The sequence below is a fragment of the Flavobacterium sp. FlaQc-52 genome (assembly GCF_044007495.1).
In the GTDB taxonomy this organism is placed as follows: domain Bacteria; phylum Bacteroidota; class Bacteroidia; order Flavobacteriales; family Flavobacteriaceae; genus Flavobacterium; species Flavobacterium cupriresistens.
This window is the reverse complement of sequence record NZ_JBIPCV010000001.1, coordinates 588,151-606,176: the sequence shown is the minus strand read 5'-3', so window position 1 is coordinate 606,176 and position 18,026 is coordinate 588,151. Positions and strand designations below refer to the sequence as shown.

The following is an 18,026-nucleotide window of genomic DNA, read 5'->3' as shown; positions in this document are numbered from 1 at the left end:
TTATAGAGAAATAAGATTAGAGAAAAGGCAAGGTTTTTAAACCATATAAGTTATATAAGTCCATTTAAGCTTTGCGCTTATTTCTGGCTTCATTTAATATAAGTTCATTTAAGCTTTGCGCTAATTTTTTGACTCCAGTTTATATGAACTTATAGAGAAATAAGATTAGAGAAAAGGCGAGGTTTTAAACCATATTAGTCATATAAGTCCATTTAAGCTTTGCGCTTATTTTAGACTCCGGTTAATATAAGTCCATTTAAGCTTTGTGCTTATTTTAGACTCCAGTTAATATGAACTTATATAACTTATATGGTTTAGAAAAAAAAAAATACTTACTCGAAATGCCCTATCTTAGAAGGAAGCTCGAAGATTTCAAGGTCAAAATATTCTACAGAAGCCATGACGTGGTCGAAAATATCGGCCATGATGTATTCGTAATTGGCCCAACGTTTATCACTTGAGAAAGCGTATATCTCTAACGGAACACCGTGAGCAGTAGATTGCAATTGACGGCACATCATATGCATGTCTTTATTAAGTCCTGGATGCGTAATTAAATACTGCATGATGTATTTGCGGAACAATCCAAGATTCGTCATGTTTCGGCCGTTTAGCGCTAAAGTTTTATCTATACCGCGTACATCATTGTATTTTTCAATTTCAGCTTGTCTGCTTTCGATATAAGGGCTAATCAGCTGTACTTTTTTCATCTGATTCAGATCTTCATCGTTCAGAAAACGAATGCTGCTGCTTTTTATCAAAACATGCCTTTTGATACGTCTTCCATCTGATTTTTGCATCCCGCGCCAGTTCTGAAAGGAATCGGAACTCAAAGCGTAGGTTGGAATTGTGGTTATGGTATTGTCGAAATTTCGAACTTTTACCGTAGTCAGGTTAATTTCAATAACATCACCATCAGCGCCAAATTTATCCATTGTAATCCAGTCACCAATTCGAACCATGTCGTTTATGGCTACCTGAACACTCGATACAAATCCTAAAATAGTATCTCTGAATATCAAGATGATAATCGCCGAAAGTGTTCCTAATATGGTCAGTAATTCGCCTTGTTTTATTCCAAATAATTTCGAAATAATAATAGCAACACCAAAAATCCAAAGCACAATCATGATGACCTGAACAAAACTGTCAATTGGCTTGTCGCTGTATTCCGGTTTTTGCTTTAAATAATCGCGTAGGGAATTAAAAATGGTTCGGACGATCCATAAGCCCAGCAAAACGATATAAACCCCAACAATTTTTCCAAAAATAGATTCCCAGTATTCGTATTTATCTAAGATTACGGGAACGGCTTTAAAAATGAAAAAAAACGGAATTAGATAAGCGGTATATCTCGTTGTTTTATTCTGAATTAAATAATCGTCAAATTTTGTTTTGGTGCGTTGCGCAAAAACAGCTGTCAGCGTTACCAAAAGAAATTTGGCGGCATAATAAATAATATAAGCCAGTACCACCAAGATGATGATATTAAAAATCAGGCTGACATAAGACGCAAAGTTGCGACTCATTCCCCAATCTCTAAAAACAGGATATAAAGAATTAAATATTTTATCCAAAAGTTTATGCATTGTGCTCTAAATATTTTTTTTCAATATAAAAAGTTCCAAAAGGAATTAAAGAAGCGATTAGAATGATTGCGAAAGTTTTTAAATCCCAGTTTTGAGATTTTTTCAATAAAAAGGCTAAAACAACATAAGCAATAAATAACACGCCATGTCCCATTCCGAAAGGGCGTACTATAGTGTGATAGAGTTCCGGATTGTTTGTTTTAAGAAAAAGCATATTGGCTATTAATACTAAAAAAGAGATTCCTTCTAAAATTGCGGTAACTTTAAAAATCTTGAGCATGTATTTGTTTTTTGAGTTTATAGAGGCAAAATTAAGTATTATCGTCGGCATTATGAGTATGAAACCCAAAAGTAATTTACTTTTACAATCTTAAACTTTGATAATGAGTAAACGTGATTTAAAAAAATACTTGGCAGAATTAAATAAAGAACAACTCGAAGAACAAATTATCGAATTGTATGAGAAATTCAGTCCCGTAAAAACCTATTATGATTTTGCTTTTAATCCAAAAGAAGATAAGCTTTTACAGGAGTGTAAGGTTAAGATTTCACAGGAATATTTTCCGATAAAAAAGCCACAGGCCAGGAGGCGGCCAAAAGCTAAAATGCGTCGCTCTGTGGCACAGAAATACATCAAACATTTTATATCACTTGGAGTTGATCCGTTTGTAATTGCAGATGTGATGCTGTATAATATTGAAATCGCACAAACTTATTCCGCTCAAAACCCGATCAAGCAGGAATTGTTTTTTAAAAGCATGTTGAATTCTTTTGAACAGCTCATACATTTTACCATTTCTAATGGTGTTTTGAGTGAATTTAAGACCCGAATCGTTTCTGTTTACCAAGAAACAATGCAACAAAAGTGGAAAAACAGCTACGAATTTGAGATACTTTTGGAGAAAATCGACCAATAAAAACACTTCCTATAAAAAATCTTATTAAAAAGAATCATTTATTTTAAGTTAAAATAAGATGAAAAACTGTTTTTTAGGTGTACTTTTGCAAAAATCCAAAAATTTACAATGTCTCAAAACACTTTAGAAATAGAAAGAGAAGAGAAAAAAGAACTTTATGCATACCAAAAAGGTGACATCGATGCCATTTTTGATCGTTTAGACAATGCTCCTACTCAACATCATTTATTATATCAATTACCGACCGGTGGAGGAAAAACAGTAATTTTTTCTGAAATCGTTCGTCGCTATTTGGCTAATAATGATAAAAAAGTAGTTGTTTTAACCCACCGTATCGAGCTTTGCAAACAGACTTCGAAAATGCTGAAAGGCTTCGGAGTTTCCAACAAAATCATCAACAGTAAAGTAAAAGAATTACCGGATCAGAACGATTTTTCTTGTTTTGTGGCAATGGTTGAGACTTTAAAAAACCGTATCAACGACGAGAAGCTACACCTTGACAACATTGGTTTGGTTATTATCGATGAGGCACACTACAACTCATTTCGTAAGTTATTAAACTCATTCAAAAATGCTTTTATTCTTGGAGTAACAGCAACTCCTTTGAGTTCGAATATAAAATTACCAATGCACCAAAGTTACAATGAACTTATTGTGGGTGATACCATTAGTTCATTGATTGACAAAGGATTTTTGGCGCGCGCTACCACATACAGTTATGATGTAGGTTTAACGTCGCTTAAAGTAGGTATTAACGGAGATTACACCGTAAAATCATCTGACGATTTATATACCAACACCATCATGCAGGAAAAACTCTTGCATGCCTATACAGAACGTTCGTTAGGAAAAAAGACGTTGATTTTCAATAATGGTATTCATACGTCATTGTACGTATATGAAACGTTTAGAGAAGCAGGTTACGACATCAGACACCTTGATAATACAAGCAGTTCTGAAGAACGTAAAGATATCTTACAATGGTTCAAAAAGACTCCGGACGCGATTTTAACATCGGTTGGAATCTTGACCACAGGTTTTGATGAGCCTACGGTTGAAACTATTATCTTGAACAGAGCAACAAAATCATTAACTTTATACTACCAGATGATTGGTCGTGGATCTCGTAAATTACCTGGTAAAGACGAGTTTACAGTAATCGATTTGGGTAATAATGCGGCTCGTTTTGGTTTATGGAGTGAGCCGGTAAACTGGCAACACATCTTTAAATCCCCAGAGTTTTACCTTGAAAACCTTCGTGATGATACGGAAATTGAATTGTATTTCAAATACAGCATGCCACCGGAATTACGCGCAAAATTCAGTAAAACCGCAGATGTAACTTTTGATGTTGATGAAGAACACAAACTAATCATCAAGCAAAACTTACGTTCAAAAGTAGTATTAGACAAATCATTAGAGCAACACGCTTCAATGTGTGTAGACAATACAGAAACTTTGCAAGAAGCAAAATCTCTTGGTAAAGAATTGGATGACGATATCGATTGCCGTATTAAACGTTACGCAAAATGTCTGAGTCAATGTAGTAAAAACTACCGCGAATGGCTGGTTGACGATTACAAACTAAAAATGGTCCTGTTAATCGGTAAAAAATACCGCGAGAAAATCATGAACGAGCCGGATTGAGAGTAGCGAAAGTTTCTTAGTCTCAGTTTCAAGTTTCAGGTTTCAAGTTTCAGGTTTCAGGTTGTCCCGCTGAGCGAAGTCGAAGCGAGCGCCCCTCAATTGGAATTTGGAATTTAAAAAATTGGAATTTCATTCAAGAATAAACCATTAAGGTATTTAGAAAAATTAAGTTCAACGCTTAATGAAACTTAATCCCTTAATGGTTCAATAATTTAGAGACCATAGGTAAATCCGGAATCTAAACTCATAAATTTAAAATTAAAAAAAACATGTCTAAACCATTCTCAGAATTAGGAATTTCAGCGCCAATTTTAAAAGCGTTAAGCGAATTGAATATTGTTGAGCCAACAGAAATACAACAAAAAACGATTCCGCTTCTTTTGGCCGAAACTCACGATCTGGTAGGTTTAGCCAAAACCGGAACCGGAAAAACAGCAGCTTTTGGATTACCATTATTGCAATTGATCGATACCACATCGCCAATTGTTCAGGCTGTTATTTTGGTGCCAACAAGAGAACTTGGACATCAGATTTTCAGAAACCTGGAAGACTTTGGAAAACACATTCCAAATCTTTCTATTGCAGCTACTTGTGGTGGAATTCCAATAAAACCACAAATGGAGCGTCTTGCACAACCAACCCATATTGTTGTAGCAACTCCGGGACGTTTAATTGATTTGATTCAACGCAAAGCTGTTGACTTAAAACAAACAAAATTTTTGGTTTTAGATGAAGCGGACGAAATGGTTTCTATTCTAAAAGAAAGCTTAGACGAAATCATTGCCGAATTGCCAAAAAAACACCGTACTTTATTGTTCTCGGCTACTTTGCCCGGAACAATTAAGCAACTGGTTCAGAATTATTTACACAAAGATGTAATTCAGGTTAGTGCCGATATGGAGACAATTGGTAATCAGGGAATTGATCACGAATATATAGTGGTTGATCCGATTGAAAAATTGGATGTCCTGATGCACTTTTTGAATTCGAGAGAAGGGGAACGTGGTATTATTTTCTGTAAAACTAAAGCAGCAGTAAATAAACTGGCTAAAAATCTGGCTATAAACCGTTTTTCTTCAGGAGCACTTCACGGTAGTTTGTCACAAGGAATTCGTGATAGAATTATGGAGCAATTTCGTGAAGGACACATCAATATTTTGGTTGCTACAGATTTGGCTGCCAGAGGAATAGATGTAAAAGAAATCTCTTATGTAGTCAACTATCATTTACCGGATACTTACGAAGCTTACGTTCACAGAAGTGGAAGAACAGCCAGAGCGGGTGCAAAAGGACTTTCTTTAACTGTTTTGCAAGAGGAGGAAGTGGCTGAAATTGCTGAATTTGAAAAAGAATTGGATTTAAAATTCATTGAATTTAAAAAGCCAACAGCAGTAAGTTTAGAGGAAAACAATACACTTCTTTGGGCAAAACAAATTTTCAAAACCAAACCGAATCATGATCTTTCTGCTGAATTAAAAACAAAAGTAAAAACTGTTTTTCATCATTTAACCAAAGAGGAGTTGATTGAAAAACTGTTAGCAAATTATGTTTTGCAGAACAAAATCGATGTAGTTGAAAAACCTGTTAAAAAATTCAAAAAGTAAGATATGTTGGCTTTGTAGCTGTTTAATTATATTGTACTTTTAAGGTGATTTTAAAAGAAAATTATCTTATTCGTAAAACAATATATATGAAAATAGTCATTATTGGAGGTGGGTTTGCAGGTATAAATCTGGCGAAGGAACTTGTAAATCAACCTCAAATTCAAGTTACACTTGTAGACAAGAACAATTACAATTTTTTCCCACCACTAATATATCAGGTTGCAACCGCTTTTCTGGAACCTTCCAGCATTAGTTATCCCTACAGAAAGTTTTTTGCCGGCAAAAAGAACCTTCAATTTCGTCTAGGAGAACTGGTTTCTGTAGTTCCTGCAGAGAATAAAGTAATCTTAAACAATGGCGAATTGAGCTACGATTATCTGGTTTTTGCCACAGGAGCAGAAACTAGTTATTTTGGCATGGAAAACGTGATGAAAAACGCCATTCCGATGAAAACCTTAAATGATGCCATCGAAATGCGAAATACGTTGCTTAAAAACCTCGAAAAAGCCGCTATAACCAAAGACATCCGCAAACGCCGTAAATTACTAACGATTGTGGTGGCAGGTGGAGGACCTACCGGAGTGGAAGTTTCAGGAATGTTTGCTGAAATGCGTAAAAATATATTGCTCAAAGAATACCCGGAATTAGAAACATCTGCCAGTAATGTCTATTTAGTAGACGGGGGAGATGCTTTATTGGCTCCAATGAGTGTAGCTTCACAAAAAGATACTTTAGAAGCGTTAACCAAACTGGGAGTTGTCGTAAAACTAAACAGCCGTGTTACCGATTATATTAATGATACCGTGCATTTTGCTAACGGAGAAACGATTCAGACCAAAAATCTAATTTGGGCAGCCGGTGTTTCGGCTAAACTTTTTGAGGGTATTCCAACAGAAAGTTATGGTCGTGGCAGACGTATGGCAACGGATCAATACAATAAAGTGAATGGTCTTGAAAATGTATATGCCATTGGTGATACTGCTATTTTAGCAGGAGATCAAAAATTCCCCGACGGACATCCTCAGGTAGCTCAGGTTGCCATTCAACAAGGGTTAAATCTGGCGAAGAACTTTAAAGCGATGGTTCACAAGAAGCCTCTTAAAGCTTTTACTTACAACGATAAAGGCTCGATGGCCATTATAGGAAAAAATAAAGCTGTAGTAGATTTACCAAGTCCAAAATGGCATTTTAAAGGATTTTTTGCCTGGATTATTTGGTTGTTTATACACTTAATATCGTTAATTACTTATAGAAACAGACTGAATACGTTCTGGAACTGGATGGTGGCTTATTTTGCACGAGATCAATCTTTGAGAATGATTATCAGACCGGATAAGAGGAGTTAAATTTTAATATTTTGAAATTCCAAATTCCAAATTCCAAATTCCAAACGCTAATTTGTTTTTCTGTCATTTCGAGCGAAGTCGAGAAATAGCACCAGAAACTCTGCACAGTTTGTCATCCTGAGGAACGAAGGATCTACGTTTGCTGAATCCATACCGTTGCGCTTTACTTTACGGAATTACTCGTGAAGATACTTCGTCCCTCAGTATGACAAAATTGCGAAAAATAGAGAATGGAGCAACTTGTGTGATTTTTAGTATCTCGGAATTGACAATAGTGTGAATTCCAAATTCCAAAAATTTAAAAAGCCGGAAACTTACGTTTTCGGCTTTTTGGTTTTATTTTTTTTGTTGTTTTCTACTTATTTGGATTCAATAAGATACCAGTAATTAAAAGTCTTTTCACTCGGAAGATGTTTTTATTTTATTAGGGTAAGAGCAATTGTATTAAATAGTTCTTAATATTATAAAGATAATTGTATATTTGCCGCAGATTTTGGTCTATTTTTCTAAGTTTTTTTAGAGAATAGTTAAAAGGGAATCAGGTGTAAATCCTGAGCAGACCCGCTACTGTAAGTTCTATATAAGTCTTTAAACGTTTCTAATGCCACTGTTTGCTACAGCGAATGGGAAGGCTGTTTTAAAGATAGAATAAGTCAGGAGACCTGCCATAATCACATAGTTTAAGACTTTCGTGGTATAAAGTTGAAGAACAAGAATATTCCCTGCTATTTTTATAGACGGAATGTGTCTTATTGCTTCTTGTTATTTACATCTCTGAAAGTTTATTTAATAAAATCAGTGATGCATAATACCACAAAAACGCTTGTATTCTTTTTTATTGTATTGATCCCGTTTTTACCTCAAGCTCAGGTAAAAAAGGACAGTTTACGGGTTTTAAAAGAGGTCGTCCTAAAATCAAAACCTTTTCAGGAGGTAATTCCCGTACAAACGCTTTCAGGAAAATTACTCGAAAACCTGGCCAGCCATAACGTTGCCGACGCACTTCGATATTTTGCAGGAACCCAAATCAAAGACTATGGCGGACTTGGTGGCCTTAAAACGGTTGATGTACGTAATATGGGAACTCATCATGTAGGTGTTTTTTATGACGGAATTCAACTGGGCAATGCACAAAACGGAGTTACAGATTTAGGGAAATATTCCTTAGACGACATGGAATCTTTAACCATGTACAACGGACAAAAAAGCGAAATATTTCAATCTGCCAAAGACTTTGCTGCTGCCTCTACGATTTACTTAAGAACGAAACGACCAGTTTTTGAAGGTGCCAAAAAAACGAATCTTTTAGTCCGTTACAAAACGATGTCTATCAACTATATCAATCCTTCATTCCGATGGGAGCAGAAGTTGAGCGACAAAGTAAGCATGAGTGTTAGTTCAGAGTACATCAAGTCTAATGGGCAGTACAAATACAGATACACCAGAAACAATCAGGATGGTTCTTTGGCTTATGATACTACAGCGACCCGAATGAACAGTGATATTGAAGCTTTAAGAGTAGAATCAGGGCTTTACGGAAAAATAAATAAAGGTTCCTGGGATGCCAAGGTGTATTATTACGATTCAGATAGGGGAGCACCGGGAGCTATTGTGGCGAATAAGTTCAAAGACGGTTTCAGGCAATATGATAAGAATTTTTTCGCTCAGGCTTTTTTAGTGAAAGAAGTTAGCGAGAAGTATAAATTTCAGGCCAGAGCAAAATACGCCTACGATTACACACATTATGTTGCCCGAGATACGACCCGAATTTTAGGAGAAACAGTAACCGAAGGCGCCCAATCTGACGATAGTTACTACCAACAGGAAATCTATTTTTCTGCCGTTAATATGTACAGTATAACACCAACGTGGGATGTTTCGTTGTCCACAGATCTGCAATACAACCGATTAAACGCAACACGAAAAGGAATTCAAACCTTATTTTCTTATCCGCAACGTTATACCGCCTTAGTTTCTCTTGCCAGTTCCTACCGACTTGGAGGGCTTAAAGTCTTGGGAAGTCTTGTAGGCACGCATGTACAAGAAGAGGTGCGCTACAATGCAAAAGCTCCGGATAAAACAGAAGCAACACCTGCGTTGTTTTTGGGTTACACTCCATTTAAAGGACATGATTTTAATCTAAGAGCGTTTGCAAAACGTATTTTCAGAATGCCCACTTTTAATGATTTGTATTACACCATGGTTGGCTCCAGTACTTTGAGACCGGAATATATGAACCAGTACGACCTTGGTTTTACCTATAATTTACCGGTAGGGAAAGGTTTTTTTGATGCCTTTTCGATTCAGGTTGACGGTTATTATACCAATACCAAAGATAAGATCGTAGCAGCACCAACCGGAAATTTATTCCGCTGGATGATGACCAATATCGGACAAGTTAAAGGAAAAGGAATAGAATCTGTTCTGAATATGGGAACTCATTTTAACAAACTAAACTTAGTCGCCAATCTGACTTATACGTATTCTGAAAGCAGAGATTATACAAAATTCGCAGGCTTGGAAATTTCATCTTACGGAGACCAAATCCCCTATACGCCTTGGCACAGCGGATCCGGAATACTAAACGCCAACTATGAATCATGGAACTTTAATTACAGTTATATCTATGTTGGCAAACGTTTTAATGGAAACGTAAACAACATAAAGGTCAATGAAGTACAGCCTTGGTACACCCACGATTTTTCGGTACAGAAAGCTTTCGCAGTTAAAAATTATAAAATTAAGGGGACTGTAGAAGTCAACAATGCATTGAATCAACACTATGAGGTGATCTACAATTACCCGATGCCGGGTCGTACGTTTAAATTTATAATAAGTATTGCGCTATGAAAAAGAACCTTTCAAAAATACTGCTAAGTTTATTTATCGCTCTTGCTTTTACTTCCTGCAGAGAAGACGAAACCATTTTTTTATCCTCAGACAAAAATGTTGCCGCACCAAGAAATGACGGGAAAATAGAAGGTTTTTACCTCCTTAACGAGGGTAATATGGGCATGAACAGGGCCAGTATAGACATCTTTAATTACAGGACCGGAAACTATACAACCGATATTTATTCTGAACGCAATCCGACAGTTGTAAAAGAGTTAGGAGACGTAGGTAATGATATAAAAATATACGGCAACAAGGTTTACGCCGTGATAAACTGCTCGAACAAAATAGAAGTAATAGACAAGTGGACAGCAAAACGCATCAAAAAAATTGATGTGCCCAATTGTCGTTATATGGCTTTCTACAAAAATAAGGCTTATGTGAGTTCCTACTCAGGCCCCGTGGCTATTGATCCCAATGCCGAGATAGGCTTTGTAGCCGAGATCGACACTACGACATTAGAAATAAAAAGAAAAGTAAAAGTAGGCTACCAACCGGAACAAATGGTCGTACACAATGGCAAATTGTATGTAGCAAATTCGGGAGGATATCGCGTACCTAATTACGACAGAACTGTATCTGTAATTGATCTGGAAACCTTTACTGAGATCAAAAAAATAGACGTGGGTATAAATCTCTTTAGTATGCAAATAGACAGTCGTGGTGATATTTATGTGAGTTCCCGCGGTGACTATTATGATACACCTTCAAACCTTTTTGTTATCGACACCAAAACTGACGAGAAAAAAATGCAATTGGATTTTCCGGTTTCCGGAATGTGTATCGTTGACGATTTACTCTATTTCTACGGGGTTTCATGGAGTTATCTCACCAATAGTAATAAGATAAGTTATGGCATATTAGATACGAGAACTAAAAAGATCATCAGCAATCAGATCATCACAGACGGAACAGAGAAACAGATTATGATTCCGTATGGACTTCAGGTAAATCCGGAAACCAAAGAAATATACATTTCAGACGCTCAGAATTATGTGGTGACAGGGTACATCTATTGTTTCACGCCGGAAGGTAAATTAAAATGGAAAACAACAGCAGGAAATATTCCCGCGCATATTGCTTTTATATTAAAAAACTAAAACAACCAAATTATGTTAAAAATAGCTTTAAAACAGTTCCGATTGGTGTTGCTTTTGCCGGCAGTATTGTTGCTGGTAAATTGTTCCGGTGGTGACGAAAGTAAAGAGGATGGGAATACAGGCCAAGATGATTCCGGGTATAGCGTACAAAGGGCTGCAATAGTAACGGTAACTTCTAAAGGGATTGTAAGCACAGAAGCCACCTATAGTTGGAGTGTAACCACGGCACCATCAGAAAATTATTCTTTAGCTAACGCAACTGAAAAAGAAGCCTTATTCGCAGCAACAGAAACGGGTACTTACGAATTAACAGTAACTATAAACGATAAAGGGAATGTACAGACCCAAAAAGTGAAAGTAAATGTAAGTAAAGAAGCGAAAGAATTTAAAACGTATATCGCCAAAGTATTTGATTTTAAACCCGCTCCGGGACAATTCATAAACGATTTACCAGCCGCCAACGACGGAGAACCTTTTGAAAAGATCCTGAGCAGAGCCAATAGTTATCTGGTTAAGAAAAATGGGGATCTGCTTTCGCTGGGTGCCTTTGGAGGTTACATTGTTTTCGGCTTTGATCATACTATTGTGAACATAAAAGGCAAACGTGATTTTAGAGTATTAGGAAATGCATTTTGGGCAGAAGCGAATCCAAAACCAGACGCTACTATGCGCGGAGGAAGCAGTGAAGCAGGTGTAATAATGGTTTCTTATGATAAAAATAAAAACGGTCTTCCTGACGACGAATGGTACGAAATAGAAGGAGCAGGTCATAAATTGGAGAAAGCAATTCACAATTACGAAATCACGTATTTCAGACCCGATCCAAACAAAATACCAGTTCCGGGTGGTACTACAGGCAGTGTAGGATTTGTAGATATGGAATACATCTACTGGAAAGACAATCAGGGAAAAAGCGGGTATCTAGTACAAAACAATGCCTACAATCATTCTTTAGATTACTGGCCAAAATGGCTTAGAAATCAGGAGTCCATCACTTTTAAAGGCACCAGATTACCGGATAATGCCGTTGATGAAAGTGGTAAAGGAAGTTACTTCGTGCAATACGCCTTTTTATATGGCTATGCAGATAATGCTCCAAACAATGACAATGATTCCGGAATAGATATTGACTGGGCGATCGATAAAGACGGAAAGAAACTTCATCTTCCGGGGATTGATTTTGTAAAAGTTTACAACGGTCTTAACCAGCAAGCCGGATGGTTGGGCGAAACTTCGACAGAAATAATGGGTGCCACAGATTTGCATCTTTTGGGTGAAAATATCGCAACCAGACCTTAAACAAAGAATATAAACCAAAATTATTATATCAGAAATTATGAAAAAAAATGTTAGCCATTTATTGTTGCTTGCCTTTGCCTTCTTGTGCATAGGATGCAGTAACGATAATGACAAAGCTGAAGCAGAGGTTGCAAACCCAATAGCAATTACACTTCAGGATAAGTATGAAGTAGCAGCGTTTAGTGTTTTAGATATTACAGCTTCCGCTAAAGGCAGTGCTCCGACTTATGAATGGGTAATGACAAAAAATCCAGTCAATCAAAAGACAGATTCTATCGTTGGAAATACAAAAGACCTAAGATTTATTGCCATATACGCTGGGGCATATGAATTTACTCTAAACGTAAAAGAAGCAGATAAAAAAGCAAGTAAAAAAACGATTGTAAACGTAACCAATGAAGTTAAAAATTACAATCCTTATATAACTGCTATTTATGATTTTAACCCTGCACCGGGCATGTTTGCCAATGATTTGTATACGACCGGATTCACTAAAGCTGACGTAATGAAAATTGCCTTGGGAAGGATAAACGAAACCAGTGTTGGTTATCCGATTGATTTAGGTGGATTTGGAGGATCAATTACAGTTGGATTTGACCATACAGTTGTAAATGTTCCGGGACAAAAAGATTTTAGAGTTTACGGAGGTGTTTTAACCGATAAAGGAAATCCACCAGCACCCGGACTTATTTATATCGCCTATGATAAAAACAAAAACGGAAAACCGGACGAGGACGAATGGTTTGAAATCGCAGGAAGCAGTCACACTAAGGAAACTACCATCAAGAATTTTAAAATTACTTACCATAGACCGGCAGCAGGCAAACCTGTAGTTGTAAGTGGTCCTAATGATCCTTTTTCTGATCGTGAACATTTATTCTGTGAAAACAATCAGAACGAATCGTACTACCTGCCAAGAGCTAAAACTAAAAAAGAATACTACCCAAGCTGGATTGCCGAAGGAACGACTGTTTTTGAAGGAATTAGATTGAATGTTGATTTCAAACCGGTACGTCCTACACAGACTACTTTATGGAATTTCACAGCTCCTGAGTGGGGTTATGTGAATGCAATAAACCCGGATATAGACATTGATTGGGCAGTTGATAAAAAAGGAAATAAAGTAAATCTTCCTGGTATAGATTTTATAAAAGTAGTGAACTGTGTAAGTGAACCAATGGGATTATGCATTCAACAGTCTTCTATGGCTACTAAATTTTCTGGAGCAGGAGATCTTCATTTGTTAAAAAAATATAACCTAAAAAGAGTAAAAGAAAAAGAATAAGGATATGAAAAAATATATAAAATATAGTTTGTATGTGTTGGCTTTCAGTGCTTTTTTCGGCTGTAGTTCCGACGACCCAAAAGAGGATCCAGTAAGCGTTGATCCAAAACCAGCTGTGGATCCCACCATCAAATTAAGCTTAAAAGCAGATTACACCGTAGAAAGATACAAAGCAGTAGAGGTAAATCCCGAAGTTGTAATCGAAAACGGTAATGGACTTACTCCACAATACAAATGGACTTTAAAAGTAACTGATAAAGCCGGAGCGACTAAAGATTCGGTTATCGGTGATGCGAAAATTTTACATTTTATAGCTCCTTTAGCAAACAACTACACCGTAGATTTCACAGTAACAGTAGATAAAGTAGTCAAACAAGCTTCGACTAAAGTTACGGTGTCGGAAACGGGTAAAACTTACAATTCAAAAGCATTAACGCTTCTGGATTATTTGCCTTCTCCGCACTATGGTATGGATAATTATGAATTTGCAACAAAGGCAGAAGTTTTAGAAAGGGTTCGCGAAGAACTTATGGAAGAAAGCGTGATCCCCCTGGGTACTTTTGGTGGTTCTATTAGTGTTGGTTTTGACCATACGGTAATTAATGCCTACGGAAAACGTGACTTCACAATTAAAATGAACAGTAGTTCAACTGTAAAATTTACTCCTGTTAGCGTATACGTTGCCTACGATGCTAATAAAAATGGACTCGCTGACGATAATGAATGGTATGAAATTGCAGGAAGTGAATACCGCAAATCTTCAACCGTTAAGAATTATGAAGTGACTTATCACAGACCTAATCCGGATAAAGTGCCTGTAGCAGGGGCTTTAGACTGGCAATTTGACAAAGAGTATCTTAAATGGAGCGACAATAAGAGCGCCAATGGCTTTATCACAAAAACAGCAAGAGGGGAGTATAACAATTACTATCCGCAATGGGTGGGAGATTCTTATACGGTAAAAGGTACAAAAGTGTCTTTGCCTGTAAAAGATGTAAGTGACGGTTCAGGGAAAGCATTTAATGTAGGCACTTTTGAGTGGGGTTATGGTGGAATTAAAGACCCTTCAATTGATATTAGCTGGGCTGTTGACAGCAACGGAAACAAAGTGCATTTACCGGGAGTCGATTTTGTAAAAGTGTATGTGCCGACATTAATAGAAATCGGAGCTTCAGATTTACTGACCAATTTCTTTAAAGAAGTGGAAGATTTGAATTTTACTACGGGCAAATAATTTAAAGAGCTCCCTATTTTAAAGAAAAAGATTTCAATACAATTAATCATGAATATTAACCTTAATTTTTATAAATAATGAAAAAAGTAGTTTATTTTTTGACCGTAGGATTGCTTTTAGGGCTTTCGTCTTGTAACAATGAAGACGATACCTTAATGAATGACAGCTCAAGTGCTGTAAAATACAATACAAGTGTAACAGGAAAGAAAGCGGTTACAGATCCTGCAATAGGAACCACAACAACTCTTAATCTTACAAGTGCCTTATTAACCAACGGTACAACAACAAGCGGTGGTAAATACTGGGAGAATACGTATGTATCTAACACTAAACTTACTGTAGACATCTTTACATTTGCTCACACTGCCGTATCATCAGGATATAATTACTGGGATGGATTTATCGTGTCAAACGTAAATAATATTACCAATTTCGGATCAGGAGCAGGTTCAGGCGGATCTAATGGCTGGGTAGCGAATCAATGGGGAACTATGGCAGGAAGTGGTTCAGGAACTGCTGGTACAATTGCTGCAGGAACTCCGGGAACAACAGGAGATCCATTTATTTTAGCGTACTGGTCTAGTTATACAGATCCTAAAAATCCGGCAGGTACTACTTTTAGCGAAGCTAATTTCTCTAACTGGATTAAAATTGGTAACACAGCATCATACCAGGTGAAAGGACTAAAAGTAAACATGCACCCATGGCCTTACTACGGTTGTCTGTACGGAGATGGTTTCGCAAGAGCTTTTGCATCAGGAGATCATTTTGAATTGTTAATCTATGGAGTTAATGCAAGCGGAGTGGTGACAAGCCCAATCGTACGCTCATTAGCTGATTATACTGGAGGATCTTTAGTAATGCCAACAGGTTGGATCAATGTAAGCACATCAGATCTTCAAAGTTTAGGGAATGTTAAATACCTTGTTTTCCAAATGGCTTCAACTGACTCTGATTTAGTATACGGAATGAATACAGCAGCTTATTTCTGCTTAGACAAACTTTCTGTAAAACGTGTGAACTAAGAAACACATCGTTTTTATTGCAAAAACCATTTCAAGATTTTATTTTGAAATGGTTTTTTGCTTTTAAACAATTCTCAGATTGCATTTGAGAATTAGTAATCATCTATGGTCATTTTTTTGTTTTTGTCACAGATTTTACAGATTAAATGGATTTGACTCTAATCAATCCTATCATCCGGATTGAAATGGAATAGTATGATTAATCGCAGTTGTAGTTAATTATTATTTTTTGAATCTGTTACCATTTGAATTGCCTCCTGCTTTAGCTGGAGGTAAATGATTTAGGGGTTTAGAGTTGGCTTTAGCCGAAAGAAACACAGTATATTTTGGCTAAAGATATTTAATGTTTGATCTTAAGTATACTCCTCAGGAATAAAGACAATGTCATTTAGTTGAGATACTTTTTCACGCAGATTCTGCAGATTTTGCGGATTTTTTTATGTCATTTCGCTAAAATCTGCGTGAGACTTTTTTGATAATTCTTAACATTCTACTGTTCTGAAGATAAATCAGCAAACAGTAAAAAAAATCCTTTTAATCTGTGACTCGAGCAATAGTGAACAGGCGAAGCAAATCTGTGGCAAAAAATAATTGGTGCCAATTCGTGAAATTGGTAGCAAAAAGATTTACATTTTCAAATTACACCATGCCTGTATTTCAATAAAATGCTTTATTTTTAATCTTTATTTTGTAAGACAACTATTTGATCTTAGGTAAAATGAATTTAAATATTTAGAAGATTTAAGGTTCGGAGTTACTCTGTTTTCAAGGATTGTTTTTGTGCTTACAGATAAAAGCGGAATAAAATTTATTAAGTAAACTAAAACTATTTTTAGATATGGAAAATTTTGATTGGACATCCTTTACAAAAAAAATTGCGATCAAGGCTGATCTCGCTACGATTTATAATGCCTGGACCAAGTCCGGTGAATTGGAAAAATGGTTTCTCAAAGAAGCTGATTTTTTTAATGCAACTGACGAGACAATAGATAAAAACAGCAATGCATCTCAAGGAAACGGGTACGAATGGTTGTGGTATCTTTATGATGATAACATGAAGGGAACCCTAAAATCAGTTAATGGAAAAGACCAATTGCAATTTACCTTTGAAGGAACGTGTTTGGTAGATGTTAATTTGAGTAAATTTAATGGCTATACCATAGTCGAATTAAAACAACACAACATTCCAACGGATGATTCTTCTAAGAAATTTGTCAGATTAGGCTGTTCAAATGGTTGGCATTTTTACTTGTGTAACCTGAAATCAGTTTACGAAGGCGGTCTGGATTTACGTAATAAAGATGCCGATTTGGATCCGATGATTAACAATTAGGATCTATTTTGGTTGTACCCTATGTGAAATGCATTTTTTAATTATTTACTACTAAAAGATAAAAAATGATTTTTGATATTGAGATTTTAATTCGGTTTTTTTTGGCACTCTTATGGGGTGGACTTGTAGGCGCTGAACGGGAGTATCATGGTAAAGTGGCCGGATTTCGTACAACGATTATGATTTCGTTTGGAGCCTGTTTTTTCACCATCATGTCAATTGCTATTGGAGGTTCAGGAAACCCCGATCGCATCGCATCAAATATCGTGACCGGTATTGGGTTTTTAGGAGCGGGAGTGATCTTTCGCGGAAATAATCGCATTAGCGGAATCACTACTGCAGCCACCATTTGGACTGTAGCAGCTGTGGGAATGGGAATAGGAGCAGGCTACTATTTTGCTTCGGCTTGTGCGAGTTTGTCTATTTTATTTATACTGGCCGTATTGCCTTCTTTACAAAAACGAATAGACCGTCTTAATCAATCGCGTAGCTTTTATATTCGCAGTAATAGAGAATCGAATGCTCTTACGCTTTGTGAATCAGAAATGAAGGCCCTTAAAATTAAATACAAACTGGTACGTCAGGTTCGGGATGGCGAAAAAATACATTTAACCTGGATGTTACATGGGAAAGCAGAACATCTGACTGCTTTTTTTGACGGTATGTTTAAAGCAGAGTATATCGATTTTATGGAATCTTAAAGGATTGTACGATTTATACTTACGAGGATTTTTTAAAGATTTATCAGAGCAACA

The 18,026-nt window shown here is 36.5% G+C and carries 14 protein-coding genes and 1 riboswitch; of the genes, 12 read left to right on the top strand and 2 right to left on the bottom strand.

Annotated features, from left to right (window positions below):
* Window positions 1–332: 332 nt before the first annotated feature.
* Both ACHRV5_RS02620 and ACHRV5_RS02615 read right to left on the bottom strand, forming a co-directional pair.
* The gene (locus ACHRV5_RS02620; RefSeq protein ID WP_047777464.1) at window positions 333–1,589 is read right to left on the bottom strand and encodes a mechanosensitive ion channel family protein; all 1,257 of its coding nucleotides are present in this window, start codon (window positions 1,587–1,589) and stop codon (window positions 333–335) included.
* On the bottom strand, window positions 1,582–1,869 hold the full coding sequence (locus ACHRV5_RS02615; protein WP_047777466.1) for a DUF3817 domain-containing protein: 288 nt from the start codon (window positions 1,867–1,869) through the stop codon (window positions 1,582–1,584). Before ACHRV5_RS02615 ends, ACHRV5_RS02620 begins: the two co-directional genes overlap by 8 nt.
* A gap of 103 nt (window positions 1,870–1,972) precedes the next feature.
* Here ACHRV5_RS02615 and ACHRV5_RS02610 point away from each other — a divergent pair, with 103 nt between their 5' ends.
* From ACHRV5_RS02610 to ACHRV5_RS02555, 12 genes are all read left to right on the top strand, one after another.
* Complete coding sequence (locus ACHRV5_RS02610) at window positions 1,973–2,506, top strand: DUF6155 family protein (RefSeq protein WP_395425641.1); 534 nt, start codon at window positions 1,973–1,975, stop codon at window positions 2,504–2,506.
* A 108-nt stretch (window positions 2,507–2,614) separates the two neighbouring features.
* Window positions 2,615–4,153 carry a DEAD/DEAH box helicase gene (locus ACHRV5_RS02605; RefSeq protein ID WP_047777470.1) on the top strand — a complete coding sequence of 513 codons (1,539 nt, stop codon included), beginning with the start codon at window positions 2,615–2,617 and terminating at the stop codon, window positions 4,151–4,153.
* A 269-nt stretch (window positions 4,154–4,422) separates the two neighbouring features.
* Complete coding sequence (locus tag ACHRV5_RS02600; protein WP_395425640.1) at window positions 4,423–5,757, top strand: DEAD/DEAH box helicase; 1,335 nt, start codon at window positions 4,423–4,425, stop codon at window positions 5,755–5,757.
* A gap of 86 nt (window positions 5,758–5,843) precedes the next feature.
* Window positions 5,844–7,103 carry an NAD(P)/FAD-dependent oxidoreductase gene (locus ACHRV5_RS02595; protein ID WP_395425639.1) on the top strand — a complete coding sequence of 420 codons (1,260 nt, stop codon included), beginning with the start codon at window positions 5,844–5,846 and terminating at the stop codon, window positions 7,101–7,103.
* 477 nt (window positions 7,104–7,580) lie between these two features.
* A riboswitch (cobalamin riboswitch) is annotated at window positions 7,581–7,788 on the top strand.
* A gap of 116 nt (window positions 7,789–7,904) precedes the next feature.
* Window positions 7,905–9,953 (top strand): TonB-dependent receptor, encoded by a 2,049-nt coding sequence (locus ACHRV5_RS02590; RefSeq protein WP_395425638.1) that lies wholly within the window; start codon window positions 7,905–7,907, stop codon window positions 9,951–9,953.
* Window positions 9,950–11,095 carry a DUF5074 domain-containing protein gene (locus tag ACHRV5_RS02585; protein WP_395425637.1) on the top strand — a complete coding sequence of 382 codons (1,146 nt, stop codon included), beginning with the start codon at window positions 9,950–9,952 and terminating at the stop codon, window positions 11,093–11,095. Before ACHRV5_RS02590 ends, ACHRV5_RS02585 begins: the two co-directional genes overlap by 4 nt.
* Before the next feature lie 12 nt (window positions 11,096–11,107).
* On the top strand, window positions 11,108–12,394 hold the full coding sequence (locus ACHRV5_RS02580; protein WP_395425636.1) for a cell surface protein: 1,287 nt from the start codon (window positions 11,108–11,110) through the stop codon (window positions 12,392–12,394).
* A gap of 37 nt (window positions 12,395–12,431) precedes the next feature.
* A complete protein-coding gene (locus ACHRV5_RS02575; RefSeq protein WP_395425635.1) occupies window positions 12,432–13,679 on the top strand; it encodes a hypothetical protein in 1,248 nt (415 codons plus the stop codon).
* Between the two features lie 4 nt (window positions 13,680–13,683).
* Complete coding sequence (locus ACHRV5_RS02570; RefSeq protein WP_395425634.1) at window positions 13,684–14,913, top strand: hypothetical protein; 1,230 nt, start codon at window positions 13,684–13,686, stop codon at window positions 14,911–14,913.
* Window positions 14,914–14,990: 77 nt separating this feature from the next.
* Entirely contained in the window at window positions 14,991–15,938 is a 948-nt protein-coding gene (locus ACHRV5_RS02565; RefSeq protein WP_053004275.1) for a DUF4465 domain-containing protein, read from the top strand.
* 838 nt (window positions 15,939–16,776) lie between these two features.
* Entirely contained in the window at window positions 16,777–17,271 is a 495-nt protein-coding gene (locus ACHRV5_RS02560) for an SRPBCC domain-containing protein (protein ID WP_395425633.1), read from the top strand.
* Window positions 17,272–17,336: 65 nt separating this feature from the next.
* A complete protein-coding gene (locus tag ACHRV5_RS02555) occupies window positions 17,337–17,972 on the top strand; it encodes an MgtC/SapB family protein (RefSeq protein WP_395425632.1) in 636 nt (211 codons plus the stop codon).
* Window positions 17,973–18,026: the final 54 nt, after the last annotated feature.